Consider the following 11,269-nt stretch of genomic DNA (forward strand, 5'->3'; position numbering starts at 1 on the left):
AGGGGGAGCGTAAGAGGGCAAGGACGTATAGGAGATCCTCATGCCGCCAGCACCACGCAGGACTCGGGCGGCAGCTCGACCGTCACGGTCTCGCCGGCCGCGATCGGCGGCAGGTCCTTGCGGGCGGCGGCCGCCACCAGCCGGGTGCCGGCGCAGTCGACATAGACTTCGACCGAATTGCCGACGTCGCGCACGAAATCGACAGTGCCCGCCACCCGGTTCGGACCCGCCTCGCCGGCCGGGCGCAGCTGCACCTCCTCCGGCCGCACCAGCAGGGTGGCGCCGGCGCCGGGCTGCAGGCCGCCCAGCCCCTCGGTCGCGGTCAGCACGGCATCGCCCAGGCGCAGGCCGCCGCCATCGACCCGCACCGGCAGCAGGTTGCCGGTGCCGATGAAGTCGGCGACGAAGGCGTTGGCCGGGCGGCGGTAGATCTCCAAGGGCGCGCCGGCCTGCTGGATCCGGCCCTGGCCCATCACCACGATCAGGTCGGCCATGGTCATGGCCTCGCGCTGGTCGTGGGTGACCAGGATGGTGGTCACGCCCAATCGCTGCTGCAGCTGCCGCAGCTCGATCTGCATCGCCTCGCGCAGCTTGGCGTCCAGCGCCGACAGGGGCTCGTCCAGCAGGAACAAGCTGGGGTCGATCGCCAGCGCCCGGGCGATGGCGACACGCTGGCGCTGGCCGCCGGACAGCTGCGAGACATGGCGGTCGGCCACGCCCGGCAGCTGCACCATGGCCAGCAGCTCCTCCGCCCGCTTGCGCTGCGCCGCCTTGTCGGCGCCGCGGATGCGCAGGGCATAGGCGATGTTCTCGCCGACCGTCAGGTGATCGAACAGCGCCAGCGACTGGAACACCATGCCGAAGTTGCGCTTGTGCGTCGGCACCGGGGTGACGTCGCGGCCGTCCAGCAGCAGCTGCCCCTTGGTCGGCGATTCCAGCCCGGCGATGATGCGCAGCAGCGTGGTCTTGCCGCAGCCGGAGGGGCCGAGGAAGCAGACCAGCTTGCCGGCCGGGACGGCCAGGTCGACATCGGTGACGGCGGTGACCCGGCCGTAGTCCTTGGCGATGCCCTGGAGGCGGAGCTCGTGCATGCGGCGCGGGTCCTGTCTCGAAAGGAAGGCCCCGGCCGCGGGCGGCGCGGCCGGGGCGCGCTCTCTATCAGCCGGTGATCATACCCGTCCACTTCTCCGCGACCCAGTCGCCGCGTTCCGTGTACAGCTTGTAGTCCGGAATGATCGGCTTGATGTCGCTGGAGACGGCGGCGAACTCCTCCGCCGACAGGCCCAGGATGTCGCGCGGCACGATCGGCGCGGTGCCGACCTTGCGCGACAGCGTCTCCTGCTGCGCCGGCTGGCACATGTAGTCGATGAAGATTTGCGCCTCTTCCAGCTTCTTCGACGCCTTGCTGACGGCCCAGGAGCCGCGGTCGGACACGCCGCCCTCCTTCGGGAAGGTCGAGCGCACCGGGAAGCCGTCCTTGATCGCGAGGCCGGTGACGTCGTGATAATACTCGCCCATCGGGATCTCGCCCGACTGCAGGGCGTTCTGGAACTGGCCCTCGTCACGGTACCACAGCGACACGTTCGGCTTCAGCTCGGCCAGCTTGGCCAGCACCTTCTCGACGCCCTCGTTGGTCGCCAGGATATCGGTGTTGCCGCCGAAGAAGGTGTGGGCGGTGATCTCCAGCAGGAAGGAGTTGCTGGCCAGGGCCATCAGGCCGAGCTTGCCCTCATTGCCCTTGTCCCACAGCGCCGCCCAGCTGGTGGGCGCGTCCTTGTAGGTCTCGGTGTTGGTCACCAGCGTGATGAACCAGGCCACCGCCGCGACGCCGGCGATGCGGCCGTCATCGTATTTGTTGAGGAATTCGGGGAAGACCTTCGAGACGTTCGGCATCTTGGCCGGGTCCAGCGCCTGCCACAGGCCGGACTTGATGCCGCGCAGCATCGCCACCTGGGCCATCATCGACACGTCGGCCGGGGCCTCGCCGGCATTGGCCGCGGTCTGCAGCTGCACCAGCCAGGCCTCGCCCGTCGGCTCGCCGACGCCCTCGACCTTGATGCCGGTGGCCTTGGTGAAGTCCGGGAAGACGTGCTTGCCGAAGCTCTCCTCGAAATAGCCGCCATAGGTGCCGATCTTGATGCTGCGCTCCTGCGCATGCACGAAGGGCGCCCGGCCGACCGTGGCCAAGGCGGCGCCGGCAGCGGACAGCTTAAGAAGCGTCCGCCGGCTCGGGGAAAAGCGATAGATCTCGCGGGTCATGAAACCTCCTCGTGTTTTCTTATCGTGACGCCAGGGCCGCCGTCAGGCGGCCGGCGACGACCGGGGCCGCGTCGCTGCCGACATTGGCAAAGGCGACGCGCAGGAAACGGTCCTGCCCCGGCCCGAACATGCTGCCCGGCAGGGTCAGCAGATTGTGCTCCAGCGCCAGGAAGCGGGCCACCGCGACCGCGTCCCGGCCGGCGAAGGGATGCTCGAGATAGGCGAAGAAGGCGCCCAGGCTGACCAGCCGCCAGCCTTCGAGCTGCGACAAGGCGGTGCGGAACACGGTCGCCCGCTCGCGCATCGCCGCGGTGTTGCCTTGCACCCAGCCGCCCAGCCGCTCGAGGCCGAACAGCGCCGCCTCCTGCCCGATGCGGGGGGCGCAGATGGCGACGCAGTCCATCGCCTTCTCGACCTGCGCCATCAGCGCCGGCCCGGCGGTGATGGACCCGACGCGGTGCCCGGTGATCGCGAAGACCTTGGAGAAGCTGTAGAGATGCACCACGGTCGACGCCCAGTCCGGATCCTCGAACAGGTCGTGCGGCCGGGCGTCGGTCGGCAGGAAGTCGATATAGGTCTCGTCCAGCACCAGGGCGATGCCGCGGCGCTTGGCGAGATCGTAAAAGGCGCGCAGCGTCTGGGCCGGATAGATCGCGCCGGTCGGGTTGTTCGGCGTCACCAGCACGATGGCGCGGGTGCGGTCGGTGATCAGCCTGGCCACCTCCTCGACATCCGGCACGCCGCCGTCATCCGGCCGGAAGGCCGGGTGCAGCGCCTCGATGCCCGTCGCGTCCAGCCACATGCGATGGTTGAAGTAGTAGGGCACCGGCAGCACCACCTGGTCGCCGGGCCGGGCCAGCGCCGCCATGGCCAGGCAGAAGGCCTGGTTGCAGCCGGCGGTGATCGCCACGTTCTCCGGGCCGATGGTGCCGCCATAGTAGCGGGCGAAACGCGCCGCCAGCGCCGCGCGCAGCTCGGGCACGCCCAGGATGGCGGTGTAGCGGTGCATGGCGGGGTCGCGCAGCCGTTCCGCCAGATAGGCGGTCAGCGCCTCCGGCGGGGCGTAGCCCGGCACGGCCTGGGCCAGGTCGATCAGCGGCCGGTCGGCCGGAAAGCTGCGGCCCGCGACCCAGCGCTGAGCCTCGGCGATCGGCGGCGCGGCGACCGCGGCGAGAAGCGGATTGAGCGTGAGCATGGCCCTGATTACACCGGATCGCGCTTCAGCGGCATGGTCATGCAGTGGATGCTGCCGCCGCCGGCCGCCAGCAGGTCCAGCTCCGGCTCCAGCACCGTCAGCCCTTCGGCCCGCAGCGCGGCGTTCACCCGGGCGCTGTGCTTCGGCGACAGCACCCGGTCGCGGCCCAGCGCCAGCAGGTTGCAGCCCATCGACATCACCTCCTTGTAGGTGACGGGGATCAGCCTGATCCCGTGCACCTTGAGCCAGTCCAGCAGCCCGTCATCCAGCACGTCGGTGCAGGCCACGGCCAGCCCGTCGGCGGCCATGCAGAAGATCACGTCGAGATGCAGGAAATGCTCGGGGAAGGGCTCGACCCGCGCCTCCCAGCCCTCGGCCTCGAACCAGCGGGCGAACTGCCGGGCGCCGGCCTCGTTGGTGCGCTCGCCGGAGCTGCCGATCAGCACCAGCCCGGGGCGGATGATGTGGATGTCGCCGCCTTCCAGCGTGCCGTCGGTGGAATAGCGCCAGACGCCGCCATGCTGCTGGTAGAAGTCGATGACGGAGGCGTATTCGCCCCGGCGCTGCGGCCGGAACAGCTGGGTCACCACCGGGCCCCAGGGCGTCACCTGGCTCGAATCCCGTGTGTAGACCTGATAGGGCAGGTGCGGCTCGGTCTTCAGGTAGTGGCAGGTGACGCCGGCGGTCTCCAGCGCGTCGACCATCTGCCGGTACTGGCCCTGCACCCGCTGGTGGTCGTAGGCCGACCCGGCTTCCAGCGTGGCCCGGGCGATGCTGTTGGTCGGCTGCCAGGCATAGTGCTCCGGCGTCGCCAGCAGCACGTCGCGCAGCACGCCGGTCTCGGAATCCAGGGTCCAGGTCACGCGAAGCCTCACATGTTTCGTTGCCGGAAGGATGGCAAATGTCGCGGGCCTGAAAAATAGCGGCGGCGCGACGTTCACTTCGCAGTTTCTCGATGTAATCTCGTCGCCATGAAGAACGTATCCGACGTCGATCTCAGGCTGCTGCGCATCTTCGTCGCCGTGGCCGATGCCGGCGGCTTCGCTGCGGCGCAGGCGGCGCTGAATCTCGGCGCCTCCACCGTGTCGACGCAGATGGCGCATCTCGAGCGACGGCTCGGCGCCCGGCTGTGCGAGCGCGGGCGCTCCGGCTTCCGGCTGACCGAGAAGGGCCGGGCGGTCTACGATTCGGCGCGCCGGCTGCTGGAGGCGGTGGAGGGTTTCCGGACCGAGGCCCTGGCCCTGGACGCCCGGCTGGCGGGCGACCTGCGCCTCGGGCTGGTCGACGCCACGGCGGGCGATCCGGGGTCGCCGGTGATCGACGGCCTGCGCCGCTTCGGCACCCGCGACCACCGGGTGCACCTGCATCTGGCGATCGACACGCCGGCGCGGCTGGAGCAGCGGCTGCTGGATGGGCAGCTGGACTTGGTCGTCAGCGCCTTCCCGCGCCACATCGCCGGGCTGGTCTACACGCCGCTCTACCGCGAGCGGCAGGTGTGCTACTGCGGCGCCGGTCACCGGCTGTTCGGCGCGCCGGACAGCCCGGACCTGCTGGCCGAGATGCGGCGCGAGCGGCTGATCACGCGCGGCTACTGGAATCTCGGCGACCTGGAGCGGCTGGGCCTGTCCGAGGCCTCGGCCTCGGCCACGGTGGACTGCATGGAGGCGCAGGCGATCCTGATCCTGTCCGGCGGCTATATCGGCTTCCTGCCGACCCATTACGCGGCGCCATGGCAGGCGGCGGGCCGGCTGTACCAACTGCTGCCGGGCCTGCTGGGGTATGACGCGCCGTTCGAGATCGTGACCCGCAAGGGCGCCACCGTCTCCCGCGCGGCGCAGCTGCTGATCCAGGACCTGCAGGCGTCGCGGTCCCCTGTCGCGGAGCCCGCGCCGCGCGCTTAAGCTTGCCCCGTTCCGGCCCGCGAAGGCGGCCGGAAAGGGGACATTTGTTTAATGTTTCGCACACTTGTCAATTTGTCTGATAAATCCGATAGTGCCGCCGCCGGACGCGATTCCGGACAGAATATTGCGGGAGGATCGGTTCATGCATGGTGTGAGAAACTGGGCGCTGGCGGCGCTCCTGTGCGGCGTCGCCGCGGTTCCGGCCCATGCGGCGGACGGGGTCGCCACCGGCGACACCTCGGGCAAGAAGATCGCGCTCAGCAACAACTACGCCGGCAATTCCTGGCGCCAGGCGATGCTGAAGAGCTGGGACGAGGTCGGCAAGGCGGCGGTCGAAAAGAAGCTGGTGGCCGAGGCCCCGGCCTTCACCACCGCCGACAACTCGCCGACCGACCAGGCGGCGCAGATCCAGAACATGATCCTGCAGGGCTATGACGCGATCGTGATCGACGCGGCGTCGCCGACCGCGGTCAACGGCGCGGTGAAGGAGGCCTGCGACGCCGGCATCGTCGTCGTCTCCTTCGACGGCATCGTCACCGAGCCCTGCGCCTGGCGCATCGCCATCGATTTCGAGGGCATGGGCAAGGCCCAGATGGACTACCTGGCCACCCGGATGAAGGGCGGCAAGCTGCTGGAGATCCGCGGCCTGGCCGGCGTCTTCGTCGACGACGAGATCCACAAGGGCATCGAGGCCGGGGTGAAGGCGCATCCGGGCTTCACCATCGCCGGCTCGGTGCATGGCGACTGGACCCAGACGGTGGCGCAGCGCGAGGTCGCCGGCATCCTGCCGACCCTGCCGGAGATCGACGCGGTGGTGACCCAGGGCGGCGACGGCTACGGCGCGGCCCAGGCCTTCCAGGCCGCCGGGCGCAAGGTGCCCCTGATCATCATGGGCAACCGCTACGAGGAGCTGAAGTGGTGGAAGGAGCAGACCGCCAGCGGCTATGAGACGATGAGCCTGTCGATCGCCCCGGGCTCGGCCCAGGTCGCCTTCTGGGTGGCGCAGCAGATCCTGGCCGGCAAGGACGTGCCGAAGGAGCTGCGGCTGCCGACCGTGGTGGTGGAGCAGGCCAAGCTCGACTACTGGCTGGCCCACACGCCGGAGGGCGGCGTCACCAACGCCACCTACCCGCAGGACTGGACGGTCAAGCTGATCGACGCCATCGTCGGCGGGAAAGAGCTGCCGGCGACGCCGACGGAAGGATGAGCGGGCTGTTCCGGCTGATGGTTCCGACTGCAGCTTTCTTAGTCCCCCCTCCCTTGCGGGAGGGGTTGGGGAGGGGGTTCGCGCCGCCTGAGCGATGCCATGTCGCGCATCGGCTCGTCGATGCGACCTCAACCTCCACGCTGCCGGTGCCTTGCCTCGACAACCCCCTCCCCTACCCCCCTCCCGCAAGGGGAGGGGGGACTCCATAGGGAAAGATCCGTCACCCGGGGCTTCCGTATGACCGCTGTACCGATCGTCGACTTCGCCGGGGTGGCCAAGAGCTTCGGGGCGGTCCGGGCGCTGGGCGGGGTCGACCTCGCCGTGGCGCCTGGCGAATGCCTCGGCCTGGCCGGGCACAACGGCGCCGGCAAGTCGACGCTGATGAACGTGCTGGCCGGCACCCTGGCGCCGGACCAGGGGCGGCTGACCGTGCTGGGCGAGGACCGCACCGGCCGCTACGCCATCGGCCCGGCCCAGGCGCTGGGCATCCGCTGCGTGTTCCAGGAGCTGTCGCTCTGCCCCAACCTGACGGTGGCGGAGAATGCGCGGATCACCCATCCCGGCCTGACCGGCCCGGGCTGGCGCCGTCGCGCCGGCGACCTGATCATCGGCACGCTCGACCGCATCTTCCCCGGCCACGGCATCGCGCCGGAGGCCGAGGTGGCGGACCTGTCGATCGGCCGGCGCCAGATGGTCGAGATCGCCCGCGCCTTCAGCGTCACCGATGCGCCGCTGCATCTCGTCATCCTGGACGAGCCGACCTCCTCGCTCGATGCCGTCGCCGCCGGGCAACTGCTGGACTATGTCCGCCGGCGGGTGGCCGAGGGGCTGTCGGTGATCCTGATCACCCATATCCTGGGCGAGCTCCTGTCCACCGCCGGCCGCATCGTGGTGATGCGCGACGGCCGCGTCGTCGGCGCCTGGAAGTCCGGCGAGATCGACAAGCCCGGCCTGGTCGCCGCCATGGGCCATGCCGCCTCCGCCGCCGCCGAGGCCCGGGCGGAGGTCGACCGGTCGGCGCCGGTGCGGGTGCGCGTGCCCGCCGCCCCCGGAACGGGGCTGGAGCTTGTGGCGCGCGAGGGCGAGATCATCGGCCTCGCCGGCCTGGCCGGGCATGGCCAGAGCCGGCTGCTGCAGCGGGTCTATGACGCTGCCGGCGGATCGCGCTTCGGCATCCGCCGCGGCGGGGCGGAGGTGCGCGGCCGTGTCGCCTTCGTCGCCGGCGACCGCCAGACCGAGGGCGTGTTCCCGCTGTGGTCGATCGAGCGCAACATCACCATCCGGTCGCTGGCGGCGCTGCGCCGCGGCGGCCTGATCTCCCCCGCCGCCGAAGCGGCGCTGGGGCGGGAGTGGAAGGAGCGGATCGGCATCCGCGCCCCCGATTTGTCCGGCGGGATCCTGACCCTGTCCGGCGGCAACCAGCAGAAGGCGCTGTTCGCCCGGGCGCTGGGCTGCGATGCCGACGCCGTGCTGATGGACGACCCGATGCGCGGCGTCGATGTCGGCACCAAGCACGAGGTTTACGGCCTGATCCGGGCCCAGGCGCAGCAGGGCCGCAGCTTCCTCTGGTACACGACGGAGATGGAGGAGCTGGAGCACTGCGACCACGTCTATGTGTTCCGCAACAACCGCATCGTCGCCGATCTCAGCCGGTCGCAGCTGACCGAATCCGCCGTCCTTCAGGCCTCCTTCGCGGAGGAAGAGCGCCGCGCCTCATGACAGACCTTGCTTTACCCCGTCCGCGGCAATCCTGGACCGCGCCGCTGACCCGCGCCTCGACCTGGCGGGCGCTGCTGCCCTTCCTGTCGCTGGTCGCGATCCTGGTGCCGATCTTCCTGATCAACCCGAGGACGATGAGCTATCTCGGGCTGAACCTGATGCTCGGCCTGGCGATCCCGATCATGTTCGCCACCCTGGCGCAGATGTGCATGCTGACGGTCAACGACCTCGACCTCGGCATCGGCGCCTATGTCGGCTTCGTCACCTGCGTCGCCGCCACCTGGCTGGTCGACACGCCGCTGCTCGGCATCGCCGTGCTGGCCGGCGGCGTCCTGGCCTATGCCGCGGCCGGCGCGCTGATCCACTGGCGCAACGTGCCGTCGCTGGTGGTGACGCTGGGCATGAGCTTCGTCTGGCTCGGCCTCGCCATCCTGGTGCTGCCCTCGCCGGGCGGCGCCAGCCCGGCCTGGCTGCGCGCGGCGATGGGCTGGAAGCCGCCCTATGTGCCGCTGCCGATCCTGGTCGCGGTCGCGCTGGCCGCGCTGGTGCATCTGTTCCTGATGCGCTCGGCCCTCGGCTCGGTGCTGCGCGGCGCCGGCGGCAACCCGAAGGCGATCGCCCGGGCCGGCTGGTCGCTGCTCAAGATCCGGGTCGGGCTCTACGCCCTGGCCGGGGTGTTCGGGCTGCTGTCCGGCCTGTCGCTGCTCGGTCTTTCGACCTCCGGCGACGCCAACATCGCCCAGCGCTACACCCTGCTGTCGATCGCCGGGGCCATCCTCGGCGGCTGCGACTTCGTCGGCGGCCGGGTGTCGCCGGTCGGGGCGGTGACGGGTGCCCTGGTGCTGACCCTGGCCGGGTCGCTCCTGACCTTCATGCGGATCTCGCCCGACTGGCAGATCGGCGCCCAGGGCGCGATCCTGATCATCGTCCTGGCCTTGCGAGCCCTGACCAGCCGGAGGCGGCCGCGATGACCCGAGTTTCGGCGTGGACGTCCGACCGGCCCTGGCTGTGGTCCTGGGCCGGTGCCGTGCTGCTGTGGCTGGCGGTGGTGGCCATCGCGGCGGGCGAGGGCGCGGGGCAGGTTCTGACCGCCGCCCTCAGCTTCGGCGTGTTCTTCGTCGTCGTCGCCATCGGCCAGATGTTCGTGATCGCGATGGGGCCGGGCAATATCGACCTGTCGATCCCGTCCAACATCGCCCTGTCCGGCTCGGTCGCCATGATCGTGATGGCCGGGCAGGACGGCATGATCCTGCCGGGGCTGGCCGCGGCGCTGGCGTCGGGGCTCATCGTCGGCATCGCCAACTGGGCGCTGATCCGCGGCTTCGCGATGCCGCCGATCATCGCCACCCTGTCCTCCAGCCTGGTGTTCCAGTCGGTCGCCATCGCCTATGGCCGCGGCCTGCGCATCGCGCCGCCCGACGGCTTCGCCGCCTTCACCACGATGCAGGTGTGGGGCGTGCCGGTGATGGCGGTGGCCGGCTTCGCCCTGGCCGCGATCATGGCGGTGGTGCTGCAGCGGACGATCTACGGCCGGTCGGTTCTGGCGGTCGGGCAGAACCCGCGCGCCGCCCACCTCGCCGGGGTGAAGGTCGAGCGCACGCGGTTTCTCACCTACGCCCTGTCCGGCGGCTTCGCCGGGCTGGCCGGGGCGCTGATGGCGGGGTATTTCGGCGGCGCCTCGCTCGACATGGGCAAGGACTACCTGCTGAACTCGATCGCCGTGGTGGTGATCGGCGGCACCAGCGTCGCCGGCGGCCGGGCCAACCTGCCCGGGCTGTGGGGCGCGTCGCTGTTCCTGTTCCTGCTGGTGACGATGCTGAACGCGCTCGGCACCGGAACCGGGTTGCGGCTGGTGCTGACCGGCCTGATCATCATCGCCGTGATCGTTGCGGCGGGCGGCGAGAAGACGCGCTGAGACGAGGAGATCCCTTTGGCCAACCACAAGATCGCCGTTATCGGCCTCGGCAAGATCACGCAGGACCAGCACCTGCCGGTGATCGACAAGAGCGGTTCCTTCGAGCTGGCGGCCGTGGTCAGCACCCGCGGCCTGAGCCATGGCGGCGTGCCGAGCTACCGCACCCCGGCCGAGCTCTACGCCGCCCGGCCGGATATCGGCATCGTCGCGGTCAACACCCCGCCGGAGGTGCGCCACGGCCTCGCCCGCGAGGCGCTCTTGGCCGGCAAGGACGTGCTGCTGGAGAAGCCGCCGGCGGCGACGCTGACCGAGCTGGCCGATCTCGAGGCGACGGCCGCCGCCCAGGGCCGGGTGCTGTTCGCCACCTGGCATTCGCGCTTCAACCCGGCGGTGGAGGCGGCACGGGAGCTGCTGGCCGCGGGCGTCCGCTCGGTGAAGATCGAGTGGCGCGAGGACGTCCGCAAATGGCATCCGGGGCAGGACTGGGTGTGGGCGCCGGGCGGCTTCGGCGTGTTCGACCCCGGCATCAACGCCCTGTCGATCTTCACCCGGATCCTGCCCTTCACCCCCTTCGTCCGCAGCGCCGAACTGACCTACCCGGCCAACCGGCAGACGCCGATCGCGGCGCAGCTCGTCTTCGGCAGCACCGATCCCGGGGCGCCCACCCTGACCGCCGATTTCGACTGGCGCGAGCAGGGCGACGAGAAGTGGCACATGACGATCGAGACCGCCGACGGCCGGTCTGCCCGGCTGTTCAAGGGCGGCTGCGCGCTGTCGGTCGGCGGCACCGTGGTGGCCGAGGCGCCGAGCGAGGAGTATGAGCGGATCTACGCGCATTTCGCCGATCTGCTCGCCGCCCGCCGCAGCGACGTCGACGGCGCGCCCCTGCGCTTGGTCGCGGATGCGATGCTGGTCGGCAAGCGGGTGAGCACCGATCCGTTCGAGTGGTGAACGCCCAACCCGCCCTTCTACTCTCCCCCTCCCCTTGCGGGAGGGGTAGGGGGAGGGGGTGTCGATGACGGGAGCCGGCGGGCCGGGACGATCGCCCAACATCGATCCCAGCGGCGCCAAAC

The 11,269-nt window shown here is 70.5% G+C and carries 10 protein-coding genes; 6 read left to right on the plus strand and 4 right to left on the minus strand.

Going from position 1 to position 11,269, the window contains the following annotated elements; translation table 11 throughout:
- Positions 1–38: 38 nt before the first annotated feature.
- The 4 genes from P409_RS14430 to P409_RS14445 form a co-directional block, all read right to left on the minus strand.
- Positions 39–1,091 (minus strand): ABC transporter ATP-binding protein, encoded by a 1,053-nt coding sequence (locus tag P409_RS14430; protein WP_034837849.1) that lies wholly within the window; start codon positions 1,089–1,091, stop codon positions 39–41.
- Positions 1,092–1,158: 67 nt separating this feature from the next.
- On the minus strand, positions 1,159–2,259 hold the full coding sequence (locus tag P409_RS14435) for an ABC transporter substrate-binding protein (protein WP_034837854.1): 1,101 nt from the start codon (positions 2,257–2,259) through the stop codon (positions 1,159–1,161).
- 19 nt (positions 2,260–2,278) lie between these two features.
- Positions 2,279–3,454, minus strand: coding sequence for an aminotransferase (locus P409_RS14440; RefSeq protein WP_034837859.1), 1,176 nt, complete (start codon positions 3,452–3,454; stop codon positions 2,279–2,281).
- Between the two features lie 8 nt (positions 3,455–3,462).
- The gene (locus P409_RS14445) at positions 3,463–4,317 is read right to left on the minus strand and encodes a dimethylarginine dimethylaminohydrolase family protein (protein ID WP_034837863.1); all 855 of its coding nucleotides are present in this window, start codon (positions 4,315–4,317) and stop codon (positions 3,463–3,465) included.
- A 108-nt stretch (positions 4,318–4,425) separates the two neighbouring features.
- Between P409_RS14445 and P409_RS14450 the strand changes: the two genes are divergently transcribed.
- The 6 genes from P409_RS14450 (at position 4,426) to P409_RS14475 (ending at position 11,147) form a co-directional block, all read left to right on the plus strand.
- On the plus strand, positions 4,426–5,355 hold the full coding sequence (locus P409_RS14450) for a LysR family transcriptional regulator (protein ID WP_034837867.1): 930 nt from the start codon (positions 4,426–4,428) through the stop codon (positions 5,353–5,355).
- A 142-nt stretch (positions 5,356–5,497) separates the two neighbouring features.
- Positions 5,498–6,562, plus strand: a complete 1,065-nt coding sequence (locus tag P409_RS14455) for an ABC transporter substrate-binding protein (RefSeq protein WP_034837871.1) — start codon at positions 5,498–5,500, stop codon at positions 6,560–6,562.
- Positions 6,563–6,799: 237 nt separating this feature from the next.
- Positions 6,800–8,281 (plus strand): ATP-binding cassette domain-containing protein, encoded by a 1,482-nt coding sequence (locus P409_RS14460; protein WP_052120624.1) that lies wholly within the window; start codon positions 6,800–6,802, stop codon positions 8,279–8,281.
- Positions 8,278–9,252 (plus strand): ABC transporter permease, encoded by a 975-nt coding sequence (locus P409_RS14465; protein WP_034837874.1) that lies wholly within the window; start codon positions 8,278–8,280, stop codon positions 9,250–9,252. The genes P409_RS14460 and P409_RS14465 overlap by 4 nt, the downstream gene beginning before the upstream one ends.
- Positions 9,249–10,196, plus strand: a complete 948-nt coding sequence (locus tag P409_RS14470) for an ABC transporter permease (protein ID WP_034837879.1) — start codon at positions 9,249–9,251, stop codon at positions 10,194–10,196. The genes P409_RS14465 and P409_RS14470 overlap by 4 nt, the downstream gene beginning before the upstream one ends.
- Positions 10,197–10,211: 15 nt before the next feature.
- Positions 10,212–11,147: a Gfo/Idh/MocA family protein gene (locus tag P409_RS14475; protein ID WP_034837881.1), complete on the plus strand. Its 936-nt coding sequence runs from the start codon at positions 10,212–10,214 to the stop codon at positions 11,145–11,147.
- The last annotated feature ends 122 nt before the right edge of the window (positions 11,148–11,269 follow it).

The organism is Inquilinus limosus MP06, assembly GCF_000767795.1.
Taxonomy (GTDB): domain Bacteria; phylum Pseudomonadota; class Alphaproteobacteria; order DSM-16000; family Inquilinaceae; genus Inquilinus; species Inquilinus limosus_E.

Bases quoted from the DNA above. Each gene is read 5' to 3' on its own strand.
- P409_RS14470 (WP_034837879.1), top strand. From the start codon at position 9,249: ATGACCCGAGTTTCGGCGTGGACGTCCGACCGGCCCTGGCTGTGGTCC.
- P409_RS14465 (WP_034837874.1), top strand. From the start codon at position 8,278: ATGACAGACCTTGCTTTACCCCGTCCGCGGCAATCCTGGACCGCGCCG.
- P409_RS14460 (WP_052120624.1), top strand. From the start codon at position 6,800: ATGACCGCTGTACCGATCGTCGACTTCGCCGGGGTGGCCAAGAGCTTC.
- P409_RS14450 (WP_034837867.1), top strand. From the start codon at position 4,426: ATGAAGAACGTATCCGACGTCGATCTCAGGCTGCTGCGCATCTTCGTC.
- P409_RS14440 (WP_034837859.1), bottom strand. From the start codon at position 3,454: ATGCTCACGCTCAATCCGCTTCTCGCCGCGGTCGCCGCGCCGCCGATC.
- P409_RS14435 (WP_034837854.1), bottom strand. From the start codon at position 2,259: ATGACCCGCGAGATCTATCGCTTTTCCCCGAGCCGGCGGACGCTTCTT.
- P409_RS14430 (WP_034837849.1), bottom strand. From the start codon at position 1,091: ATGCACGAGCTCCGCCTCCAGGGCATCGCCAAGGACTACGGCCGGGTC.
- P409_RS14455 (WP_034837871.1), top strand. From the start codon at position 5,498: ATGCATGGTGTGAGAAACTGGGCGCTGGCGGCGCTCCTGTGCGGCGTC.